General features: G+C 41.9%; 23 protein-coding genes and 1 tRNA gene. 9 read left to right on the top strand and 15 right to left on the bottom strand.

The window, feature by feature from the left end; translation table 11 throughout:
- Positions 1–6: 6 nt before the first annotated feature.
- The 6 genes from GOL65_RS05160 to GOL65_RS05135 form a co-directional block, all read right to left on the bottom strand.
- Positions 7–396, bottom strand: coding sequence for a pyrimidine (deoxy)nucleoside triphosphate diphosphatase (locus tag GOL65_RS05160; RefSeq protein ID WP_140921128.1), 390 nt, complete (start codon positions 394–396; stop codon positions 7–9).
- Between the two features lie 60 nt (positions 397–456).
- Positions 457–1,263 carry an exodeoxyribonuclease III gene (xthA, locus tag GOL65_RS05155; protein WP_140921129.1) on the bottom strand — a complete coding sequence of 269 codons (807 nt, stop codon included), beginning with the start codon at positions 1,261–1,263 and terminating at the stop codon, positions 457–459.
- 103 nt (positions 1,264–1,366) lie between these two features.
- Positions 1,367–1,939 (bottom strand): LOG family protein, encoded by a 573-nt coding sequence (locus GOL65_RS05150; protein WP_140921130.1) that lies wholly within the window; start codon positions 1,937–1,939, stop codon positions 1,367–1,369.
- Between the two features lie 99 nt (positions 1,940–2,038).
- Positions 2,039–2,123: transfer RNA gene (locus tag GOL65_RS05145), tRNA-Tyr, on the bottom strand.
- A gap of 188 nt (positions 2,124–2,311) precedes the next feature.
- Complete coding sequence (purU, locus tag GOL65_RS05140) at positions 2,312–3,145, bottom strand: formyltetrahydrofolate deformylase (RefSeq protein ID WP_140921131.1); 834 nt, start codon at positions 3,143–3,145, stop codon at positions 2,312–2,314.
- Positions 3,146–3,230: 85 nt separating this feature from the next.
- A complete protein-coding gene (locus GOL65_RS05135) occupies positions 3,231–3,689 on the bottom strand; it encodes a YchJ family metal-binding protein (protein ID WP_140921132.1) in 459 nt (152 codons plus the stop codon).
- Positions 3,690–3,832: 143 nt separating this feature from the next.
- Between GOL65_RS05135 and rssB the strand changes: the two genes are divergently transcribed.
- The 4 genes from rssB (at position 3,833) to GOL65_RS05115 (ending at position 8,374) form a co-directional block, all read left to right on the top strand.
- The gene (gene rssB, locus GOL65_RS05130; protein WP_140921133.1) at positions 3,833–4,843 is read left to right on the top strand and encodes a two-component system response regulator RssB; all 1,011 of its coding nucleotides are present in this window, start codon (positions 3,833–3,835) and stop codon (positions 4,841–4,843) included.
- Between the two features lie 232 nt (positions 4,844–5,075).
- The gene (gene galU, locus GOL65_RS05125) at positions 5,076–5,993 is read left to right on the top strand and encodes a UTP--glucose-1-phosphate uridylyltransferase GalU (RefSeq protein WP_140921134.1); all 918 of its coding nucleotides are present in this window, start codon (positions 5,076–5,078) and stop codon (positions 5,991–5,993) included.
- Positions 5,994–6,017: 24 nt separating this feature from the next.
- The gene (locus GOL65_RS05120) at positions 6,018–7,361 is read left to right on the top strand and encodes a UDP-glucose dehydrogenase family protein (protein WP_140921135.1); all 1,344 of its coding nucleotides are present in this window, start codon (positions 6,018–6,020) and stop codon (positions 7,359–7,361) included.
- Positions 7,362–7,369: 8 nt separating this feature from the next.
- Positions 7,370–8,374: an NAD-dependent epimerase gene (locus tag GOL65_RS05115; protein WP_140921182.1), complete on the top strand. Its 1,005-nt coding sequence runs from the start codon at positions 7,370–7,372 to the stop codon at positions 8,372–8,374.
- 294 nt (positions 8,375–8,668) lie between these two features.
- Here GOL65_RS05115 and hns read toward each other — a convergent pair whose 3' ends face one another.
- Both hns and adhE read right to left on the bottom strand, forming a co-directional pair.
- The gene (hns, locus tag GOL65_RS05110) at positions 8,669–9,076 is read right to left on the bottom strand and encodes a histone-like nucleoid-structuring protein H-NS (RefSeq protein ID WP_130591035.1); all 408 of its coding nucleotides are present in this window, start codon (positions 9,074–9,076) and stop codon (positions 8,669–8,671) included.
- A gap of 1,158 nt (positions 9,077–10,234) precedes the next feature.
- Entirely contained in the window at positions 10,235–12,904 is a 2,670-nt protein-coding gene (gene adhE / locus GOL65_RS05105; protein ID WP_140921136.1) for a bifunctional acetaldehyde-CoA/alcohol dehydrogenase, read from the bottom strand.
- 472 nt (positions 12,905–13,376) lie between these two features.
- Between adhE and GOL65_RS05100 the strand changes: the two genes are divergently transcribed.
- Positions 13,377–14,024: a YchE family NAAT transporter gene (locus tag GOL65_RS05100; protein WP_140921137.1), complete on the top strand. Its 648-nt coding sequence runs from the start codon at positions 13,377–13,379 to the stop codon at positions 14,022–14,024.
- Positions 14,025–14,114: 90 nt separating this feature from the next.
- On the opposite strand, the gene GOL65_RS05095 is transcribed toward GOL65_RS05100, so the two are convergent.
- A complete protein-coding gene (locus GOL65_RS05095; RefSeq protein ID WP_108899207.1) occupies positions 14,115–14,450 on the bottom strand; it encodes an HI1450 family dsDNA-mimic protein in 336 nt (111 codons plus the stop codon).
- Positions 14,451–14,487: 37 nt separating this feature from the next.
- Positions 14,488–15,948: a cardiolipin synthase gene (gene cls, locus GOL65_RS05090; protein ID WP_140921138.1), complete on the bottom strand. Its 1,461-nt coding sequence runs from the start codon at positions 15,946–15,948 to the stop codon at positions 14,488–14,490.
- 191 nt (positions 15,949–16,139) lie between these two features.
- On the opposite strand from cls, the gene GOL65_RS05085 reads away from it, so the two are divergent.
- The gene (locus GOL65_RS05085) at positions 16,140–16,319 is read left to right on the top strand and encodes a YciY family protein (protein WP_140921139.1); all 180 of its coding nucleotides are present in this window, start codon (positions 16,140–16,142) and stop codon (positions 16,317–16,319) included.
- Between the two features lie 66 nt (positions 16,320–16,385).
- Here the strand turns inward: GOL65_RS05085 and GOL65_RS05080 are convergent, their stop codons facing one another.
- On the bottom strand, positions 16,386–16,682 hold the full coding sequence (locus tag GOL65_RS05080) for a YciI family protein (RefSeq protein ID WP_140921140.1): 297 nt from the start codon (positions 16,680–16,682) through the stop codon (positions 16,386–16,388).
- A gap of 230 nt (positions 16,683–16,912) precedes the next feature.
- Between GOL65_RS05080 and GOL65_RS05075 the strand changes: the two genes are divergently transcribed.
- Positions 16,913–17,704: a TonB family protein gene (locus GOL65_RS05075; RefSeq protein ID WP_140921141.1), complete on the top strand. Its 792-nt coding sequence runs from the start codon at positions 16,913–16,915 to the stop codon at positions 17,702–17,704.
- Between the two features lie 85 nt (positions 17,705–17,789).
- Here the strand turns inward: GOL65_RS05075 and yciA are convergent, their stop codons facing one another.
- From yciA to GOL65_RS05060, 3 genes are all read right to left on the bottom strand, one after another.
- Entirely contained in the window at positions 17,790–18,209 is a 420-nt protein-coding gene (yciA, locus tag GOL65_RS05070; protein WP_140921142.1) for an acyl-CoA thioester hydrolase YciA, read from the bottom strand.
- A 159-nt stretch (positions 18,210–18,368) separates the two neighbouring features.
- Positions 18,369–18,932, bottom strand: coding sequence for a septation protein A (locus GOL65_RS05065; protein WP_140921143.1), 564 nt, complete (start codon positions 18,930–18,932; stop codon positions 18,369–18,371).
- Between the two features lie 80 nt (positions 18,933–19,012).
- Positions 19,013–19,882: an NAD(P)-dependent oxidoreductase gene (locus GOL65_RS05060; RefSeq protein WP_140921144.1), complete on the bottom strand. Its 870-nt coding sequence runs from the start codon at positions 19,880–19,882 to the stop codon at positions 19,013–19,015.
- Between the two features lie 227 nt (positions 19,883–20,109).
- Between GOL65_RS05060 and GOL65_RS05055 the strand changes: the two genes are divergently transcribed.
- Positions 20,110–21,825 carry a SulP family inorganic anion transporter gene (locus GOL65_RS05055; RefSeq protein WP_140921145.1) on the top strand — a complete coding sequence of 572 codons (1,716 nt, stop codon included), beginning with the start codon at positions 20,110–20,112 and terminating at the stop codon, positions 21,823–21,825.
- A 58-nt stretch (positions 21,826–21,883) separates the two neighbouring features.
- On the opposite strand, the gene GOL65_RS05050 is transcribed toward GOL65_RS05055, so the two are convergent.
- Positions 21,884–22,651, bottom strand: a complete 768-nt coding sequence (locus GOL65_RS05050) for a YciC family protein (RefSeq protein ID WP_140921146.1) — start codon at positions 22,649–22,651, stop codon at positions 21,884–21,886.
- A 407-nt stretch (positions 22,652–23,058) separates the two neighbouring features.
- Here GOL65_RS05050 and ompW point away from each other — a divergent pair, with 407 nt between their 5' ends.
- Complete coding sequence (ompW, locus tag GOL65_RS05045) at positions 23,059–23,709, top strand: outer membrane protein OmpW (RefSeq protein ID WP_130591048.1); 651 nt, start codon at positions 23,059–23,061, stop codon at positions 23,707–23,709.
- Positions 23,710–23,754 lie beyond the last annotated feature (45 nt).

Here is a 23,754-nt window from a genome sequence, read left to right as displayed (position 1 = left end):
TGAGAGTTATGTACGTTGATAAGCTAAAAGCAAAGGAATATCTGCAGGGGCTAACTGGTAATATAATGCTTCATCCGGTGTGACCCAACAAAAGTCAGTATGGCAATGTAGGTGAATATCACCTTGCCAGGCCACCACTTTCCAGGCTTGTAGTTGAATAATGCGTTCTGGCTGTTGAATGGTACTGGTAGCAATATAGTCAGTGACTTGAATATGGCTAATATTAAACTCTTCTTCTAACTCTCTGATTAAAGCCTGTACCGGTGTTTCATCTTGTTCTATCTTCCCTCCGGGAAATTCCCAGTAGCCAGCCAAATCGCTTTGGTTATCCCGCCGGGCAATCAGGATCCGCCCTTGCTGTTGCATAATGGCTGCGACGACATTAACTATTTTCATATTGATTGTTCTGACAGAAGCGCCAGACCAATTAACGTAACCGGTCTGGCTAAATAATTATCAGAGCTTAAATTCAGCCCAGATAGGAGCGTGATCGGATGGCTTCTCCATGGACCGGATATCGTAATCAATACCGGTAGAAACGCAGAGAGGAGCCAGAGATTGACTGGCTAGTATCAGATCTATACGTAAACCTCGGTTATCATCAAAACCACTGGAACGATAGTCAAACCATGAGAAGCGATCGTTGGTTTCCTGATGATCCTGACGGAAAGTATCAACTAATCCCCAATTGAGCAGTTTCTCCATCCATTCACGTTCTTCTGGTAAGAAAGAACATTTTCCCGTGCGTAGCCAACGTTTACGGTTTTCCTCTCCGATACCAATATCTAAATCGGTTGAACTGATGTTCATATCACCCATGATCACGACCGGGTTGGTCGGATTGAGATGTTTTTCTAAATAAGATTGCAGATCCGCATAGAATTTTTGTTTAGCCGGGAATTTAATGGCGTGATCGCGGCTTTCACCCTGAGGAAAATAGCCGTTGATTACGGTTAGTAAGCCTGCAGGCGTTTCTATATCTGCCATGATAATGCGGCGTTGTGCTTCTTCATCATCAGTAGGGAATCCCTTTCTGACTTCTACAGGCTGCGCTTTGGTTAGCAGCGCTACGCCATAATGTCCTTTTTGACCATGATAAAAGACGTGATAGCCATACTGGCTGACTTCTTCAAGGGGAAACATATCATCATGAACTTTTGTTTCCTGCAGCCCGATAACATCCGGTTGATGTTGTTCAATAATGGCGGCGAGCTGATGAGGGCGGGCTCTTAGCCCATTGATATTAAATGATATAAACTTCATGATTAAGGATCTTTTATCTGTCAGAAATATGGATTAATGGTAACAGAAACTGAGAATAATTGTTATCAGGCCATTCAGACTGAATAGCCCGACACGATTTCTACTATTTAGCCCAGCGGTTAAGGTTATGTGGCTGGTATTGATCAAACTGGTTAAGTAAGTCATGTGCTGAATCACTGATTAACAAGGTATTCAGATAGCTCTGGCGTACAAAACCTTCATCGGCCACATGCTGTAAGAATTGGCTCATTGGAGAATAAAAGTTTTGAATGTTGAGCAAGCCAACCGGATTAGTGTGGTAGCCAATTTGGCTCCAGGTCCATACTTCAAACAGTTCTTCAAGCGTTCCTATTCCACCCGGTAGAGCGATAAATCCGTCCGCCAGTTCACTCATACGTGCTTTACGAATATGCATGTCAGGAACGACTTCCAGGTCAGTAATGCCGTGGTGAGCCGTTTCCGCTTCAACTAAACGTTCAGGAATAACACCGGTAACCTGACCACCAGCATCTAATACCGCATTAGCCAGAATGCCCATCAATCCTTTATTACCACCACCATATATCAGGCGACGACCTTGTTCAGCGATTGCTATTCCCAGCTGTTGCGCCGCTTCGGCATAGGCAGGATTATTTCCGGTGCTGGCACCACAATAAACACATATATTCTTACGCATGAGACACCCTGATAAAATAAAACAAGGGGCTTGTATAGCCTATTTAGGTCAGAGCTTCAAGGTAGAGGTGAAAATTATTGTTTAAACGAAGAGAGTAAATGGTGGTGGGAGAAGGATTCGAACCTTCGAAGTCTGTGACGGCAGATTTACAGTCTGCTCCCTTTGGCCGCTCGGGAATCCCACCATAGGATATACATATTTGACTCTGTCATGAATGACAGGGACGCGCATCATATCAGAAGCTTCGGCTGTGTAAAGTATTGATGTGGAAATAATGATTGTTTGTTGTTTTTTCCAGCATGAAACGTCGATTATTCGAACTTAATCAACAGGCGATGCATTAACATCGCCTTTTGTACTATGGAAGAATGTTTAAAGAATAACGGTTCGATTTCCGTAAACAAAAACTCGTTGTCCCAGAACGCGATATAGCCCGTGACTCAGCACATTTTTTTCAACATCTCGCCCGGCACGCATCATGTCTTCAGCACTGTATGTGTGATCCACATGAATAACGTCCTGCATGATAATTGGTCCTTCGTCTAAATTATCATTTACGAAGTGAGCGGTAGCACCAATAATCTTAACTCCGCGCTCGTAAGCCTGGTGATAAGGGCGTGCACCAATAAAAGCAGGTAAGAATGAGTGATGAATATTAATAATTCGGTTTGGATAATGACGAACAAAATCAGGCGTTAAAATACGCATATATTTAGCCAGAACAACATAATCCGGATTAATACTGTCAATCATTTCAACTACTTGCTTATCATGTTCTTCACGAGTCCGCCCTTCATGGCTGAGCAAATGGAAGGGAATATCAAAGCGCTCAACCAGAGTACGCAAAGTATCGTGGTTGCCGATAACGGCAGCGATTTCTACATCAAGCCCGCCATATACACTTTTCATCAAAAGATCGCCCAGGCAGTGGGCTTCTTTGGTGACCAGAATAACAATCTTTTGTCTTCCCGCTTCATTCAATTCACGGACAGAACCTTCTGGTAATGCATCATCAAGATCGGCCAGCAAAGTTTCATCATTGAAGAATCCTTCCAGCTCCGTACGCATAAAAAAGCGTCCGGTGCGGTGGTCAACAAACTCATTATTCTGAACAATATTCAGTTGGTGTTTGTAACAGATGTTAGTTATTTTTGCGATCAGGCCTTTAGCATCAGGACAAATCGTACGGAGTATTTTTTTTTGCATGGCGTACTTAACCTTTTGATGTATTTGCTATTACTTATCATTATGGGATAAATCGTTATTCAGCATAACGAATAATTTTATTCAGTTATTTCCCACAACATTTTTTATATTTTTTCATTGAACCACAGGGACATAGATCATTACGGCCAACCTGAGGTTTAATGCCAGAAGTATAATACCAGCTTCCGTGCAGTTTAATAAAATGAGAACGTTCGTGGAGTGCATGTTGTTGCTGTGTTTGAGTATCAAGATATTTAGCAACAAACTCAACATAGCTTTCGTTGCCATGTTCTGCTGTTGCAACAATATTTAATCCAAGCCATTGGGTATGTTCAAAACTGTGGGTGATGGATTCAGCCAGATCTGGTGACCGGAAATCAGGATGCCATGTGGCGACCAAATATTCGACATCATGACTCACATAAGCACTATAGCGTGATTTCATTAACTCAAGCGCGGTTGAAGCAATGGTTTGACCAGAAATCAATGGGTGGCAGCATACGGAAAACTCCTTTAAGCTACCGCATGGACATAGTTTGAACAATATTAACTCCACTATGCTGACAACGCGTTTATAAATAGTTAGCGTTGCGGCAAGATAAATTGACAAGAATAATTGATACTTTTACAGGCACAAGTGCCAAATTTGAACCAAAATATAATAAACAGAAAGCATGGAAGTTTACAATGACACCCCCTTTAGCCAATAGACATATACTCCTTGTTGAAGATGATGCGGTATTCCGTTCAATGCTGGCGGGATATTTAACCTCATTAGGTGCAATAATTGGCGAAGCTGAAGATGGCGAACAGGCGTTAACCTACGTTGCACAATTTCAGCCAGAATTAATGATTTGCGATTTGAATATGCCAAATATGGACGGCATAACGTTAGTTGACCGCTTACGTCATCAAGGCTGCCAAATTCCAGTGATTGTTATTTCAGCAACGGAAAAAATCACTGACGTTGATAAGATGCTGCGTCTCGGCGTTCAGGATGTTTTGCTCAAACCTATTACTGATTTGAACCATTTGCGCGATGCGCTATTGTCCAGCTTTTATCCTTATTTATTTTCTTCACCTGCCAGCGAAGAGCTAGCTATGCTGGCCGACTGGACCGATCTTAGCGAAAAACCTCAGGAGGCAGTGCAGTTACTTAAACAACTTCAGCCTCCGGCCCAGCAAACTCTTGCTGGTTGTAAAATTAACTATCGCCAACTGACATTGGCGGAGAAACCGGGAATTGTGTTTGATATTGCTGCGTTGTCTGAACATGATTTTGCTTTTTATTGCCTCGATATTTCGCGATCGGAAAATAAAGGTGTACTGGCAGCATTAATGCTAAGAGCTTTGTTTAATAATCTATTGCAGGAACATTTAGCTGAGCAAGATGAAGCATTACCGCAAATGTCTACTATTTTAAACCGCATTAACCAACTGCTACATCAGTCTTATCTGGAGGGGCAGTTTCCTTTCCTTGCTGGCTATTACCATGCGCCAAAACAAAAGTTATTAATCGTTTCTGCCGGGTTGCACGTCAGTATCGAAGCTAACGATCGTAAATATGAGTTAGACGACAGCGTTCCCATGGGGACCTTACAAACACTTTATCCCAGCCAGACTAGTTTGGTTGCGGAACGGTGGATTTGCCATATAAAAGGAAGCGGTGGTCGCTTGCAACTGAGTGCAACGCTTTAAACCTGTTGATTAACATTTGTTATTGGATTGACCGATGAATGATATCGGAGAATGGTCTCTTAGCTGATATACTCTCGCCATAATTTGCTCAGAATAGTATGCCTTAGATGTGCCAGGTTGATGGCGCGTTTAAAGTTTAATCTATTTCATTTATGGGCAATGGAGAACGCTATATTAACTAACTGAATATCGTATTAATAAGCGATATTTGTACATAGTGAGAACATAATTTATGTCAGCTATACAGCCTAAAGTAAGAAAAGCAATCATTCCTGTTGCCGGACTGGGCACCCGCATGTTGCCTGCAACCAAAGCGATTCCGAAAGAGATGCTACCGCTGGTAGATAAGCCTTTGATCCAATATGTAGTTAATGAATGTATTGCTGCAGGTATTAACCATATTGTTCTGGTTACCCACTCATCCAAAAACTCTATAGAAAACCACTTTGATACCAGCTTTGAATTGGAAGCTATTTTAGAGCGTCGGGTTAAACGCCAACTCTTGAATGAAGTTCAATCTATATGTCCTAATAATGTGACAATAATGCATGTCCGTCAGGGGCTGGCTAAAGGACTGGGGCATGCCATTATGTGTGCACATCCTTTAATTGGAGATGAGCCTTTTGCGGTGGTGTTACCCGATGTCATTATTGATGAATATGAGTCAAATCTTAAGAAAGATAATCTCAGTGAGATGTTAAATCGTTATGAAGTAACAGGCCATAGTCAGATTATGGTTGAGCCTGTTCCAATTAATGAGGTTAGTGATTATGGTATTGTTGACTGCAATGGTTATGGTCTTACCTCTGGTGAGAGTGCGCCTATCGTTAACGTTGTAGAAAAGCCTAGCGTTGCTGAAGCACCATCTAATCTGTCAATTGTTGGACGTTATGTATTATCTGCCGATATCTGGCCATTATTATCCCGTATTCCACCAGGTGCTGGTGATGAGATCCAATTAACAGATGCTATTGCAATGCTGATGGAGTCTGAACCTGTTGATGCCTATCATATTCGAGGCCGCAGCCATGATTGTGGTAATAAAATGGGCTATATGCAGGCATTTGTTGAGTATGGTTTGCGCCATGCAGGGTTAGGTGCAGAGTTTGGCTCATGGCTGCAACAGCTTCAGCTTCCCGCTAAAGGTTAATCACTATAATTTGGACAATAAAAGATGAAAGTCACAGTTTTTGGTATTGGTTATGTAGGATTAGTACAGGCTGCCGTACTGGCAGAAGTCGGTCATGATGTTATGTGTATCGATGTTGACGAAACGAAAGTAGCCAATCTTAAGAAAGGTGTTATTCCTATCTTTGAACCCGGATTAACGCCGCTGGTAAAAGAGAATTATGAAGCAGGGCGATTAACGTTCACTACCGATGCGAAAGCGGGTGTGGCTCACGGTGAAATCCAGTTTATTGCGGTTGGTACGCCTCCGGATGAAGATGGTTCTGCTGATTTAAAATATGTTACTGCGGTAGCTCGTACTATTGCGGAACATATGACCAGCTATAAAGTCATTATCGATAAATCAACGGTACCCGTTGGTACTGCCGATAAAGTTAAATCAGTGGTTATGGATACACTTGCTCGTCGTCAGGCTAATTTGCCGTTTGATGTGGTTTCAAATCCGGAGTTTCTTAAAGAAGGCGCAGCGGTATCTGACTGTATGAAGCCGGAGCGTATTATTATTGGAACTGATAATAACCAAGTATTGGATTTGATGCGTGAGCTTTATGGCCCATTTAATCGTAACCACGACAGAATGGTTATTATGGATATTCGCAGTGCTGAACTAACAAAGTATGCAGCTAACTGTATGTTGGCTACAAAAATCAGCTTTATGAATGAAATGTCCAATCTGGCTGAGTTGTTGGGTGCAGATATAGAAAAAGTTCGTCAGGGTATTGGTTCTGATTCACGTATTGGTTATCACTTTATTTATCCTGGTTGTGGTTATGGTGGCTCCTGTTTTCCTAAAGATGTGCAGGCATTAATCCGCACTGCGGAACACATTGGTTATCAACCCGTATTATTACAAGCGGTTGAAGCTGTTAATGCCAAACAAAAACACAAGCTTTTTAGTTTTATTCAACGTCATTTTAATGGCGATCTGAAAGGGCGTACCTTTGCTCTTTGGGGTCTATCTTTTAAACCGAATACTGACGATATGCGTGAATCGTCCAGTCGGGTATTAATGGAGTCGCTGTGGGAAGCGGGTGCTAAGGTTCAGGCATTTGATCCTGAAGCGATGGAAGAGACTCAACGTATCTATGGTACCCGATCTGATTTGGCATTAATGGGTACGAAAGAAGCAGCGCTGCAGGGTGCAGATGCTTTGATTATTTGTACCGAGTGGCAAAACTTCCGGGCCCCTGACTTTGATCTTATTAAAGCAACATTGAAGCATGCCGCGATATTTGATGGGCGTAACCTCTATGAACCAGAACGCATGGCTCAAAGAGGATTTACCTATTATGGTATTGGTCGTGGTGCTTCGGTAAATCCAGTTATTTGAGGTCGATGATGAAATTTCTTGTTACAGGAGCCGCTGGATTTATTGGTTTTCATGTTAGTCAAAGACTATTAGCATTGGGCCATGATGTCATAGGTATCGATAATCTTAATGATTATTATGATGTTAATTTGAAGCTGGCACGGCTAAAACTAATTGAAAGCCATCCTAAGTTTAAATTCTTAAAATTGGATCTGGCGGATCGGGATAATATTGCCAGACTTTTTGCTGAGCAAAATTTCCAACGGGTTATACATTTAGCTGCTCAGGCTGGTGTGCGTTATTCATTAGAGAATCCTCATGCGTATGCAGACGCAAATCTGACCGGGCATTTAAATATTCTGGAAGGGTGTCGCCACCATAATATTGAGCATTTACTTTATGCTTCTTCCAGCTCTGTCTATGGTCTAAACCGTAAGTTACCATTTTCAACAGATGATAGTGTAGACCATCCAATTTCGCTGTATGCCGCAACAAAGAAAGCGAATGAGCTAATGTCTCATACTTATTCCCATCTGTTTAATCTACCTACAACCGGATTACGTTTTTTTACCGTATATGGTCCATGGGGACGACCAGATATGGCTTTATTTAAATTTACTAAAGCTATAGTAGAAGGGCGTAGCATTGACGTATATAACCATGGGGATATGCGTAGAGACTTTACTTATATTGACGATATTGTCGAATCAATAATTCGCTTACAAAACATTATTCCAACGGCTAATTCGTCATGGACTGTTGAAACGGGTACTCCGGCCACCAGCTCTGCACCTTATGTTGTTTATAATATAGGTAATAGCAGCCCTGTACGTTTGATGGAGTATATTGAAGCCATTGAGAAAGCGTTGGGAAAAACAGCTCAAAAGAACCTGTTACCAATGCAACCTGGGGATGTAATGGAAACCAGTGCGGATACTTCGGCATTGTATAATGTTATTGGCTTTAAACCCCATACGTCTGTAATTGACGGAGTACAGAAGTTTGTTGATTGGTATCGGGAATTTTACCAATAACTGTGAATTATTAGTCGGTATTATGTTTTAAAAAGAGGACTCAGTTCCTCTTTTTTATTTGGTTAATTATCTTAAATAATTTAAATAAGCTGGTAGGTAAATTGTTAGAAAAGGTATATTTAAATTGTATTATTTCTATTGTAACTATTAGTTAATAGCCATGACATAATCTGAAGATGAATAGGTATATGTCTGCAGTGAACGAGAAACCTTATCTGAATAATAATTATTAAAATAGCACAAAAAAATAAAGCCTCCATTTTTGGAGGCTTTATTCAGGGGGAAAAGCTAAACTTACATCAGGAAATCATCCAGTGATTTACCTTGTTCTTCAATAGCTTTCTTGATAACAGCTGGTGTACGACCCTGGCCAGTCCAGGTTTTTAATTCGCCATTCTCATCAGTAAACTGATATTTAGCAGGACGTGCAGCACGCTTAGATTTACCCGTGACTTTAGTTGCAGAAAGAGACTGAAGTAATTCATTTGGATCAATACCGTCAGCAATTAACATTTCACGATATTGTTGTAATTTACGAGTACGTTCTTGAATTTCAGCTTGGTTTGCCTGATCTTCTTCACGGCGCTCTTTGACCACTACTTCCATTTTCTCTAACATTTCTTCTAAAGTCTCAAGAGAGCACTCTCTGGCTTGAGCACGCAAAGTACGGATGTTGTTAAGGACTTTTAATGCTTCGCTCATTGTATCGTTCTCAAATTAATTATGGATTGAAATTTTGGTTAATAATAAAGCGCTAAATTAAATTCTGCAATAGGGTATTACATAAATAAAGCTAATTTATTTATAAACGATAGTCAAATATTGTCAATAACTGCTGGTTAATAGGAAGGAAAACACATTTTGTGTGGTTATAAAAAATTCGTAGCGTATCTCATTAAAAGCCAGAGCATAGGTTTATTTGTCTTACTAAATAGAGGTAATTTGTTATATGACACTTATTACTGTTCTCATACGTTAGCTTTTCTTACTCTTAACCCGACAAACTCTATCAATAACGCGTTGTAAATAGAGAGGTAACAATTACCAACAATACTTTTTGACGTCTATTTTATTCGGTGTAACTATATACATTATTATTGTCATGCTCTATATCCAGGAATGGTGCGGTTTATAGCATGACGATATGAGGTAGGTTTTATATCAAATATATTTATAACGATGAGTGATTTTTATGGTCTGAAAACAAAAGATACTCAAGCAAATCGTTATAATTTCAAAAAATAATTAGCTGACAAATAGTCTTTACACAGCCTACAAGCGTTTCATGTAACACTTTAATATGGGTGGTTATCTGTTTAGAATTAAAGATAATTATAATAAATTCATATGAATATGGTAGTTAATTAAGGCTAATTATAAGAATGTTTGAGCGTTCGTCAGATTACCTCTGGAAGGAAGTTTGGCGATATCCCTGATAAAAGTGTGTTCATTATCTATCAATATAATATCGGATGAATCTATCTTACGGCGGGATAGAATATTTTAATGGATTTATATGTATTAATTAGAATTATGATAGCCAGAGCATACGATACATATTCGCTAACCATTAAATAATGCATGAGCACTTTTTCAATATTATCTATAGTGCTCAAGCTATGGATGCCGATTCAAGTTACCAGGCCACAGCACACAGCAGGCTCGATGGGCGTGCTTCTGATTGAGTGCCTGGATATCAGAATGTATTTAACCTCACCCGGGCTGTGGTGTAGACACCTTTAAGGACTAATTCTGCGCCCCTAAACGAGCTATACGCGGTTTTATTCACATAGATTACATAAAAGGTTGGATATAAAAAAGCCGCCAGTTAAGGCGGCTTTGAAAGGATAAAATCAGAAGTTACTTTTTAGCTTTTTTAGCAGGTGCTTTAACTTTTGCTTCAACAACAGGTTGCTGTTGTTCTTCAACGTAGCTACGCCCATAGTAAGTATCCAGCAGAATGGTTTTCAGCTCGGAAATTAATGGGTAACGTGGGTTAGCACCAGTACATTGATCGTCAAATGCATCTTCAGATAACTTATCAATTTTCGCCAGGAAATCCGCTTCAGGAACACCAGCTTCACGAATCGATGCCGGAATATCCAGTTCTTTCTTAATTTCATCTAACCAGTTTAGCAGTTTCTCAATCTTGGCAGCAGTACGATCGCCAGGAGCAGATAAACCTAAGTGGTCGGCAATTTCTGCATACTGACGGCGAGATTGCGGACGGTCATATTGGCTAAATGCAGTTTGTTTGGTTGGGTTGTCATTTGCGTTATAGCGAATAACGTTACAAATTAACAACGCATTAGCCAAACCATGTGGAAGATGGAATTCTGAACCTAATTTATGCGCCATTGAGTGGCATACACCCAGGAAGGCGTTTGCGAAGGCAATGCCTGCAATAGTCGCCGCATTATGAACACGCTCACGAGCAACCGGATTCTTAGCGCCTTCTTTATAGCTAACCGGCAGATACTCTTTCAGCAGTTTCAGCGCCTGTAGAGCCTGACCATCAGTATATTCGTTAGCCAGAACTGATACATATGCTTCTAATGCGTGGGTTACTGCATCCAAACCGCCAAAAGCACAAAGTGATTTAGGCATATTCATGACCAGGTTGGCATCCACAATCGCCATGTCTGGTGTTAATGCATAATCGGCTAATGGATATTTCATACCGGTAGCATCATCAGTTACTACAGCAAACGGTGTTACTTCTGAACCGGTACCTGAAGTAGTGGTGACAGCGATCATCTTGGCTTTCACACCCATTTTCGGGAACTTATAGATACGCTTACGAATATCCATAAATCTTAATGCTAATTCTTCAAAGTGGGTTTCAGGATGTTCATACATCACCCACATGATTTTAGCTGCGTCCATTGGGGAGCCACCGCCTAATGCGATGATGACATCAGGCTTAAAGGAGTGCATTTGTTCTGCCCCTTTACGCACGATGCTCAGTGTAGGGTCGGCTTCTACTTCGAAGAATACTTCGGTTTCAACGCCATATTGTTTCAGGACATTAGTAATTTGGTCTGCATAACCGTTGTTGAATAAGAAACGGTCAGTAACGATAAAGGCACGTTTGGCACCATCGGTCGCAACTTCTTCTAAAGCAATGGGTAATGAACCACGACGGAAGTAGATTGATTTAGGAAGTTTATGCCATAACATATTTTCTGCTCGCTTAGCCACAGTCTTCTTATTGATAAGATGTTTTGGTCCTACGTTCTCAGAAATTGAGTTGCCGCCCCATGAACCACAGCCTAATGTCAGTGAAGGTGCCAGCTTAAAGTTATACAGGTCACCAATACCGCCTTGGGAGGTTGGCGTATTAATCAGAATACGCGCTGTTTTCATCTTATCGCCGAAGTAGGCAATACGTTCGCCCTGATTATCCTGATCGGTATACAGACCTGATGTATGACCAATACCGCCCATAGCAACCAATTTCTCGGCTTTTTCTACTGCATCTTCAAAATTTTTCGCCCGATACATTGCCAGCATTGGAGAAAGTTTTTCATGAGCAAAAGGCTCTGACTCATCAACTTGAGTCACTTCACCAATTAATACTTTGGTTGTGGCCGGAACCGTTACGCCAGCCATTTCTGCAATTTTTACAGCGGGTTGACCAACGATAGCGGCGTTGATAGCGCCATTTTTTAAAATGATTCCCTGTACTGCTTTTAGCTCCTGGCCTTTTAGCATGTAGCCGCCATGAGAGGCAAAGCGTTCACGTACAGTGTCATAGATCTTATCAACTACGATAACAGACTGTTCTGACGCACAGATTACGCCGTTATCAAAAGTTTTAGACATCAGGATAGATGCAACCGCACGTTTAATATCAGCGGTTTCATCGATTACGACAGGGGAGTTACCTGCACCTACACCAATAGCAGGTTTACCTGAGCTATAAGCGGCCTTAACCATACCCGGACCACCGGTAGCCAGAATCAGGTTGATATCCGGATGATGCATTAATTGGTTTGATAACTCAACGCTAGGTACGTCAATCCAGCCAATAATATCTTTTGGAGCACCGGCTTCAATTGCGGCTTGTAAAACGATATTGGCAGCTTCATTGGTCGCATTTTTAGCGCGAGGATGTGGAGAGAAGATAATTCCGTTACGGGTTTTCAGGCTAATAAGTGCTTTAAAAATAGCCGTAGAAGTAGGGTTAGTGGTTGGAACGATACCACAGATAATACCCGTTGGTTCTGCGATGGTAATAGTACCGAAAGTTTCATCCTCTTCCAGAATACCGCAGGTTTTTTCATCTTTATATTTGTTGTAAATGTATTCAGAAGCGAAGTGGTTTTTAATCACTTTATCTTCCACAATACCCATGCCAGATTCTTCAACTGCCATTTTAGCCAGAGGAATACGGGCATTTGCTGCCGCTAAAGCGGCGGCTCTGAATATCTTATCGACTTGTTCCTGAGTATAATTAGCATACTCACGTTGAGCTTTTTTCACTCGTGCAACAAGTGCGTTAAGTTCAGTGGCGTTACTTACGGTCATTGTGACTCTCCTAAGATTGATAAATTTTTTTAGTGAGTAAGTCGCGATGCAAGTATTAAGTATAGTGGAAGCTCTGTTATCTCAATACGATTTACTTACTGAAAAAATCTAAGCTAAATTATTGTTATAACTAAATTTAATTTTACAGGTAAATAATATATGTGTTGTGCGTGCCTATATATTTATTTGTTGTAACACAGCTTACCTATTCATAGTGATTGATATTGTGATTTATATCACATAAATAGCATGCTGACACCTTTCAGCAAGCCAGTTTGTTACAAAATTATCCATCCAGAGGTCAGGCATTACATTTATATAATATTAATTTGCTATATTAGGGTTATATCGCTGCATTTTTTCTAAAATTGGGTGTTGTATCCGGTTTTTAACGCTAGACCCTAAAAGATAACTCTATTACATTAAGCACCGTTTCAATTCGAGCTGCGGTCTATTACATAGGGAGTCCACAATGGGCCATGCCATGTTGGATTTATCAGGATACATTAAGTTCCTTGTTGGTATGTTTGCATTAGTTAATCCGGTGGGTATTCTTCCGGTTTTTATCAGTATGACGAATTATCAGTCGCCAGCTGCCAGAGATAAAACCAATCTGACGGCGAACTTATCTGTTGCCATTATATTGTGGTGTTCGCTGTTTTTAGGTGATGCGATATTGCGTCTGTTTGGGATTTCAATCGACTCTTTCCGTATTGCGGGCGGTATTCTTATTGTGACTATCGCAATGTCGATGATCAGCGGTAAGCTGGGGGAAGATAAGCAGAATAAGCAGGAAAAAACTGAAACCGCAATTCGTGACAATGTTGGCGTAGTACCATTGGCACTTCCGTTAATGGCAGGGCCGGGAGCTATCAGTTCTACAATTGTCTGGAGTACCCGATATAACACCTGGATGGATTATCTGGGTTTCTTTATTGCGATTGCTTTCTTTTCATTTTGCTGTTGGCTATTGTTCCGTGCTGCGCCGCTGTTAGTTCGTTTGTTAGGACAAACAGGAATTAACGTTGTAACGCGTATTATGGGGCTATTGCTGATGTCGTTGGGAATTGAGTTCATTATTACGGGAATAAAAGTGTCTTTCCCGGGATTGCTGGCTTAGATTTGACGTTAGTAAGATAAATAATAAAAATCCCCGCAAATCAGGCGGGGATTTTTATTATAAAGGCCTAAATACTCAAAATTAATCAGACTACTCTTTCCAGAGAATGTGACAGAACTTATGGTTTTTCTCACGGCTGATAAGGATTCGGGCAAAAATATCATCGACTTCATCTTCTTCATTCGTCAGGCCGATTATTACTTCGGCGAAGAAATCAGGATTTAAATCAAAGTCTACATGTTCAAGCCACTCATCCGAAGGATCGTGTAGCTCAGCGGCTCCGCGATCTTCAAACTGCAGGTTAAATAGAATGACATCTGCCGGGTCAAGATTGTCAGAGGCCAGTTCTAAAAAAATATCGTAGGCCTGATCCAGCGTTTCGTCTTCATCCAACCGGTTATCTAAATCAAAATCTGCTATATCCATCGGGACGCTCATCAAAGAGAATATTTAAATGTTGTGGCTATAGTAATGGACTGAAGAAATAAAATAAACGTTCGATTATCCGATTCCACATAGGGCGAGTTGCCCACTCTTCCGGATTCAACAGTGTTGAACGAGCGATATAGTCTTCCTGTACACAAGCCAGATCTTCAGCAAATGCCCGGTCATCGACAGTGACTGTTACTTCAAAATTCAACCACAGGCTACGAATATCCAAATTTACGGTTCCTACCAGACTAAGCTGGTCGTCAACCAAAACACTTTTAGTGTGAAGTAATCCGCCGTCAAATTGGTGTATTTTGACACCGGCCTCAAGGAGTTCAGAGAAGAATGAGCGACTGGCCCAGCCCACCATTAAGGAGTCATTTTTCTTTGGAACAATAATATTAACGTCAACGCCTCTCAGAGCGGCAGTGCAAATGGCATGCAGTAAATCATCACTGGGAACCAGATAAGGCGTTGTCATAATTAAACGCTTTCTGGCGGAATAAACCGAAGTAAGCAGAGCCTGATGAATCATCTCTTCAGGAAAACCCGGGCCGGAGGCGATAACTTGTACCGTATGGCCATCTTCTTCTTCAAACGGCAACATGGTAGGGTCAGGTGCCTGAGGAAGCTGACGCTTACCCGTTTCTATCTCCCAGTCGCAGGCATAGATTAATCCCAGCATGGTTGCGGCAGGGCCCTGAATTCTCGCCATGAGGTCAATCCATTGGCCAACGCCAGATCCTTGTTTAAAGAAGCGAGGATCAACCATATTCATACTGCCGGTATAGGCAATATTATTATCAATAATGACGATTTTACGGTGTTGGCGTAAATCCATACGGCGCAGAAATACCCGTAACACATTAACTTTCAGGGCTTCAACCAGCTCAATACCCGCATTTCTCATTAGCTCTGGGTAAGGGGTGCGGAAAAAATGCATACTTCCGGCGGAGTCGAGCATCACCCGACAATGTACTCCCCGACGAGCCGCAGCCATGAGTGCTTCGGCAACATTATCTACCTGACCACCGCTTTGCCAGATGTAAAACACCATCTCAATACTGTGTTCTGCTAATTCAATATCGCGGATCAGCGACTTCATTGTGCCTTCACTGGTGGTTAACAGTTCAAGCTGATTGCCTCTGACAGCGGGAACACCGTGACGATGGGCACAGAGTTGGAACAATGGTTCTGATACCGGGCTAATCTGAGTAGCAAAAATATTCTGGCAGTTTTTTAATTCTCCTAACCAGGTAGCCGTAGACGGCCACATTTCTTTAGCGCGTTCTGCCCGTCGTTTACCAAGGTGAAGTTCACCGAACAGGAGGTAGGCCACAATACCGACTAACGGAAGAATATAGATAACTAACAACCAGGCCATGGCTGACGGGACAGAACGTCGCTTCATCAATACCCGGAGCGTAACACCCGCTATCAGTAACCAGTAACCTAATACCAGTAACCAGCTCAATACAGTATAGAAAGTGGTCATCGGAAATTTGTTATCCTGTTTGCTTCAAAAATAAAGAGTTGAGTTTACGCAGAGTCGCGGAAAGGTAAAACACTTCTTTAAAGTGTATTATAGATTTTGTTACTTATTTTTTGATTTATTCATCCAAAAGAAAAAATTGCCTGCGTTACAATTAACACACCTTATCGTTGTTTAAAGATACATTTGTCATTATGCACAGATCCAGAACTGAAGTTGGACGCTGGCGCATGTTGCGGCAGGCACAACGCCGACGCCATCGCTGGCTGGAAGGACAATCTCGCAGAAACAGCCGGATACACCACATCAGAACAGAGAAGCAATTGGGGCGTCAGCAACGCTCTTTACTCTATGCAAATATCCATGAATGGTAATAACATCGATCGTTAACTGGTTGGTTGGGGTTCCCTGATATTGTATTGAGAGAACCCCCAGCAATATTAAAATACGCGCTTAAATGGTTTTACCGTTACCTTCTGATAGACCCCTGCATCAACATAAGGGTCTTTATCTGCCCACGCTTTAGCTTCTTCCAGAGTAGCAAATTCAGCGATAATAACAGAACCAGAGAAACCGGTTGTTCCCGGATCTTCACTATCCGCAATAGGATTTGGACCGGCAACGATTAAACGATCTTCGTCTTTTAACGACTGTAAACGAGCCAGATGAGCAGGGCGGGCGGCAAGACGCTGTTCTAAAGAGCCAGGTACATCTTCAGCATAAATCAGATATAACACGGTATTATTCCTCAATGTTATTGTCATAATTGTTGGGCGATAAGAGAGACGATATTACATGATTTATTACTGTAAACTATAGATATTATAACCAGAGTGATAAATGAAAATGTGCAGACTATCTGCTGACTAATTGCTACACTGAAACACCGATATGTTAAATTGATATTGAATCTCATTACCATTTTCATTTAGAATTCCCCCATTCCAGAATAGTGAAGTGGTTCCTTTTGAAAAAATTCTTTCTGGCGCGTCGTTTTTCCTGGCCGCTTACCTTTTCAGTCTGTCTTCATGCATCGCTTATCGGTGGGTTGGTCTTCGCCTCGATAAAAGATCAGATTGAAATTCCCGCACCAGATGATTCGGCTCCCATGAATGTTGTGATGGTTAACCCGGCTATGTTTGCTACACCAGCGGAAGTAGCAGAGCAAAATAGCCCTGCGCAACAACCAACGGCTGCACCTGAACCCGAGCCAGAAGAAGTTAAACCTGAACCAATCCCTGAGCCCGAACCTATTCCTGAACCACCGCCGGTGGAGAAACCTAAACCTGTTGAAGTAGAAAAACCTAAGCCAAAACCGGTAGAGAAACCTAAAAAACAACCGAAGAAAGAGCCTAAACCGAAAAGAGAGCCTGTAAAAGAGCGTACCGTACAGGCACCTGTAGAGAAGCCAGCGACAGCGCCAATTACTACTGCCAATACCAGCAAGGTTGCCAGTGGCCCGGCATCTTCTGTTAGTGGTGCAGCACCAGCAACAGGTTCGAAGATATTAAGACAAGTTGAACCCGCTTATCCTAAACAGGCGTTTGATCGCCGTATAGAAGGGCAGGTTGAGATTATGTTTGATATTGATGAAGATGGACGAATTGAGAACGTACGAATTTTGTCATCAACGCCGCCAAGAATGTTTGAACGGGATGTAAAAGTTGCGTTGAAGAAATGGCGCTATACACCGGTTGTGGTTAAAGATAAAAAGCTGACGATTATCTTCAAAATTGACGGTGGGGCGCAAATTCGCTAATCGCTATCAGCATGATTAATCAATAAAACAGGTCGCTATTGCGACCTGCTTTATTTTGGAATGAATTAACTCAGACTGAATAGAATTAATCGAAAGAGAGGTTTCTTTTGTTATCAGGCAGAGAGCGGGAAGTTCCCAGGTCGTTAACCGCTACATAGGTAAAGATCGCTTCAGTAACGCAATAGCGTTGTCCAATTGGTTCGGAAGAAACTTTTTTAACCCAAACTTCCATATTTACCGTGATAGAACTACGTCCGGTACGCATACAGTGTGCGTAGCAACAAACCACATCACCAACGGTGACAGGTTTTAAAAAAGTAATAGCATCGACGGCAACCGTTACTACACGACCACGGGCAAGTTCTTTAGCCAGAATTGCGCCACCAATATCCATCTGTGACATGATCCAACCACCGAAGATATCACCATTAGCGTTAGTATCTGCGGGCATTGCCAGAGTCCGGAGAACCAGCTCTCCACGAGGAGTACGATCTTGTTTGCTCATAATGTGTTTCTGATAGTGTTTGTTATAAGTGAAAGATAATGGCTTATCCGTTAAGCCTCAATTCAATTGCTGATATTATTTTTATCACTCCCGGTGCCACACGCAATGGGAGCGATAAAAATCTAATTATGGTTATATCATGATTCGCTGACAGAAAACCTAATCTTGCTTGTCGCTGGCGGTCGGATTTTTCTGTTCATCAGGAATATGTCGGTAGATATAAATGCCGCTAAGTAGCGTAAACACTAGCGTTAGTCCGGTCAGTCCGAATACTTTAAAGTTCATCCAGACATCCATGGATAGCCAAAATGCGACATAAATATTAATAAGACCACATGCCAGGAAGAACAATGCCCAGGCAATATTTAGCCGTGACCATACCTGTTCAGGTAAGGTGATCTCTTTACCAAGCATACTTTTGATTAAGAGTTTTTTCAGTACGAACTGACTAAAAATTAATCCTAATGCAAACAGGGCATAGATAGCCGTCACCTTCCATTTAATAAAGTCAGGTGAGTGGAAAATAATGGTTAAGGTGCCAAAAATGACCACCATGACAAAGGTCACGATCATCATTTTTTCTACTTTACGGTATTTTATCAGGCTATAGATGACAGCCAGAGCGGTTGCGACAATCAATGCACCGGAAGCGATAAAAATATCGTAGAGTTTATAAAATGTGAAAAATACAATTAGGGGCAGAAAATCAAGAAACTGCTTCATAGTTCTTTCCATTGGTCAGCGAGCTGCCGACTATACCGGATTTAGCGGTAGGTTTACACTACCGCTAAAGTAACAAATAACTATTTATCATCCAAAAAACGGATCAGGGCAGAGGTATCACAACGACCCAGCCCACGTTGCTGTAATTGAGCATAGGCTTCATCAATCTGTTTCGCAAAGGGAAGTTTAGCGCCATTACGTTCAGCTTCGTCAAAGCAAAAACCAAGATCTTTGCGGATCCAATCGATGGCAAAACCAAAATCAAATTTGTTTTCCCCCATCGTCTCGGCCCGGTTTTCCAACTGCCATGAACTACCCGATCCCATTTTTACTACGTCACGTACTGTTTTGACATCTAATCCTGCTTTTTGTGCAAAACGTACGGCTTCAGATACGCCTGCTAATACTCCAGCAATACAGAGCTGGTTAGCCATTTTACATAGCTGACCACAGCCGCTTTCACCAACTAAAGTTACGGCTTTACCATAAATCTTCAGAACGTCTTCAGCAGCGTTGAAAATAGCTTCATCACCGCCGCACATAACGGTCAGTGCTGCATTTTCTGCACCGGCTTGTCCACCAGATACTGGGGCGTCGAGAAAATCAAATCCAAGTTCTTTTGCCGCCTGATATAGCTCACGCGCTAAGTCGGCAGATGCGGTTGTGTGATCGATGAGAATTACACCTTTTTTGACGCCAGCGAAAATACCATTCTCACCATAATAGACAGAGCGAACATCATCATCATTTCCAACGCAGCTCATGATCATATCGGCGTCAATAGCGGCTTCACGAGGCGTTAATGCCAGTTTACCACCGTACTCTTTTACCCATTGTTCTGCTTTTGCGGTGGTACGGTTATAAACTGTAACGTCATGTCCGGCCTTTATTAAGTGACGCGCCATCGGGTAGCCCATTACACCTAAACCTACAAAACTAATCTTAGCCATTTATACTCCCGTTATTATTGATAAGCTTTGGACAAGCTATCCTAGTCTTTTTAATCTCAGGGTAAAAGTGGCAAAAACAACCAATTGGTATATAGAGTTGTATTAAACAGGAAGAATAAGTAACAAAGTACAATGTTATTCCCCGCCGGCTAAGGCATTATGTTGTATGATTATTGCGGCAGTTTCCACAGAACGTCTGACAGGGTAAGCGGTGGTAGAGGATAAATATGTTTTCAAGAGTATTTTTAAAATGGATGCCCGGATTACAGAATTTATTGGCTTACGATAAAAGCTGGCTAACGGCGGATATTCGTGCCGGGCTATCGGTAGCAGCGGTTGCACTGCCGGTAGCTATTGCCTATGCAGAACTGGCAAATGTGGGTGCTATTGTTGGTCTCTACTCTTGTATTTTACCCATGATTGCTTATGCCTTCTTTGGTTCTTCTCGTCAGTTAATCGTTGGACCGGACGCGACAACCTGTGCGGTTATTGCAGCAGTAGTTACCCCATTAGCAGCGGGTAACAGCGAGATGCAGTGGCAATTAACCATCATTATGACCCTGATTATGGGGGGATGGTGCATTCTGGCCAGTAAATTCAGGCTGGGAGCGCTGGCAGATTTACTTTCGCAACCAATCCTGACCGGGTTATTAAATGGTGTCGCTGTCACCATTATGGTGGGGCAGGTTGCTAAAATCCTCGGTATTCACATCAATGCTAATCAACTGATAGAAAAAATTATTGCCATCCCATTCCAGATAATGGATAGCCATTTACCAACTTTAGGTATTTCAGCATTAACGTTGTTGCTGTTAATCGGAATTAAAAAGTTTCGCAGCCAGTGGCCAGCGCCTTTGATCGCTATCGTTGTGGCAACCGCATTGGTGTGGGGAATGGATATTCAACAATATGGTGTAGAAACTATTGGAGGGGCCGGATTTGATTCTGGTCTACCGATAGTTAACTGGAATCATTTTCAACCAGGATTGATGCGGGAACTGGTTATTCCGGCACTTAACCTGGCGCTAATTAGCTTTGTTAGTTTGATGCTAACAGCACGCAGTTTTGCGGCTAAAAATGGCTACGATATTGATGCTGATGCAGAATTCAGAGCGTTAGGAATAGCGAACATTATGTCGGCTGTTTCTCAGGGTTTTGCCATCAGCGGAGCTGACTCCCGTACCGCTGTTAATGATGCAAATGGTGGAAAGAGCCAACTGGTATCTATTATTGCAGCGTTAGTTATTGCGCTGGTAGTTTTACTTCTGACTAAGCCATTACAGTTTATTCCGGTTTCAGCCCTTGGTGTGGTGCTTGTTTATGCTGCCTGGTCGCTAATGGATTTACGCGGTATCTGGAACCTCAGACGACGTAATCGACAGGCATTTAGTCTGGCGATATTTACGTTTGTTTGTGTGCTATTGATAGGTGTTATTCAAGGCATCGGATTAGCCGTACTGTTGGGGTTATTGCAGTTTTTACGCACGGTATTCCGGCCAACAGAGCAACTACTTGGTGTTAACGAAGATGGAATGATCCACTCATTGGGTAATACCACAACGGTTAAAGCGGTTCCCGGGGTCATGATGTACCGGTTTAACTCCCCGTTGACCTATTTTAACGTCGCCTATTTTAAACGCCGTATCTTAAATCTGGTGGACAGTACGCCATTTCAGCCTCGTTGGGTGGTGATTGATGCGGTGGCCAGCTTTACTTATGCGGATATCAGTGTGCTGGCATCTATTGATGAACTGAAGAGAGACCTTAAGTTACGCCAGATTAAACTGGTATTGGCAGGGCGCAGAACAGAACTTACTCGTTGGTTTAAGGATAACCGACCAGCCATGAAGGAAGAGGAGATCATGCTGGTTCCCGATCTCTATCTGGCGCTTAAATTCATTCAGAGTAAAGAAACTGCGCATACTTCAGAAGAGTCATCATAAAGATTAACGTTCATATGTGTAAAAAGCCGGTGTTTATTACCGGCTTTTTTATTGGATGCTATGCGGGTTTAACCTGCATATACAAACGGAACAGGTAGACAAACAGGAATGCAGTTACCAGATTACTCACTGCACTCAGTAATAGTGCGACTACCATTGGTGATACCGCGGATAAATTAATGGAAATCACCAGTAAGATAAATTTAGTCGACAGTGTGAATAACAAAATAGGAAGGACAATTCTCAGATTGGAAAATGCCATTCCCCAACTGGTGCTGATGGCATAAATCAAACCCTTGCGGGATTCCAACATGATAATCGGGGATAACACCAACACAAAAGCAAAAAACAGGCCGGGTAACAGATATAGAGATAACCCAAAAGTAATCATTATTGACGAGATAACGAGTAAAACCACGAGCATCGGTAATGATGTTACGGAGGAACCAATGGCTCGTAAAGCACTGGATGGCTGCCCTTGTGAGACCTGAATAACCAGATTGATTACGCCTGCAATAAGGATGGTTTGACTGAGCAAAAAGCTCAGAGCAACGGCACCAAACAGTGGAACAGCAGCTTCAACAATGGCTAATTGCTGCTCATAGGGCATTCCCTTAATAGCCTGTTCAACTTCTCCACGCGTCATAGCGGACGACCCAACAGACCCCGTGATCATCTGATGAAGTACGGTAGTATCCGGCATCATGGTTTGAAGCAAAACATAAGAGATAAATGACGCCAGTAATGCCAGCATAATAAAGCTGGATAATTGGTTACGTATAAAATTTACGCTGTCACGGAAGAGGGAATTGGCCGTGATGGGCATGGAGTCTCCTGTCTAAAGATAATATGCACTGTTATAGCGATTGTAACCTGTTAGCCCATACTCTTGAACTTTATTATCTATGCCGATTTTTATCGGCAAAAAATTAAGATGCCATCCTGTTGGTCGCTTACAGATTTTATCTCCGAGGTAGAGGTGTCGCCAAATTGTGATATCAGGAAAGGTAAAGTCTTCAGATTTTTATTTTGATGAATATATAAGCGTTGTTAAATGAGTTGTATATCATTGAATATTGATCTCAATCAAATATAGAAACCTGATAGAAAACAATTAACTTGTTAAGTTCACTCTTTTGTCAATTTTTGTCAGGAACTGTGATCTGCATTGGATCAATTTTACTACCAAGGAGGTATATTTCACACACATTAACCCTAAAAGGAACATGGATAATGAAAAAACTCCCTCTGGTTTGTTTAATTGCTGCAACATTAGCGCCTTCATTTGCTTTTGCTCATCAGGCCGGTGATTTTTTATTCCGTGCTGGTTCAATTACAGTAAGACCGAATGAAGGTTCTGATAACGTATTAGGTCTGGGCTCATTCAACGTAAATAATGACACGCAGCTCGGATTAACTTTCGGTTACATGATTACTGATAATATCGGTATTGAATTATTAGGTGCTACACCGTTCAATCATGATGTTGGCTTAAAAGCGACAGGCACAATTGCAACCGTTAAACACTTACCACCATCGTTGATGGCTCAGTATTATTTCGGTACTAAAGAGAGCACATGGCGTCCTTATTTGGGTGCAGGTATCAACTACACCACATTCTTCAGTGAAGACTTCAACAACACCGGTAAAGGTGCAGGCTTAAGTAACTTAAGCGTTGATGATTCCTGGGGTGTGGCGTTGCAAGCAGGTGTTGACTACAACGTTGATAAAAACTGGGTAGTGAATACTTCTGTATGGTGGATGAACATTGATACTGATGTAAACTTCACCTCAACGGATGCCGCAGGTAACCGTACTCGTCATAGCGTCAGTACCCGCCTTGACCCATGGGCATTTATGTTTGGTGTTGGTTACAAGTTCTAATTTATTGAACCTTATTAAATTAAAACGCCGGTTATATACCGGCGT

This window comes from Limnobaculum xujianqingii (assembly GCF_013394855.1).
GTDB classification, from domain to species: Bacteria; Pseudomonadota; Gammaproteobacteria; order Enterobacterales; family Enterobacteriaceae; genus Limnobaculum; species Limnobaculum xujianqingii.
Note: the sequence above shows the minus strand (reverse complement) of the source record. Positions and strands in the feature narration are given on the sequence as shown.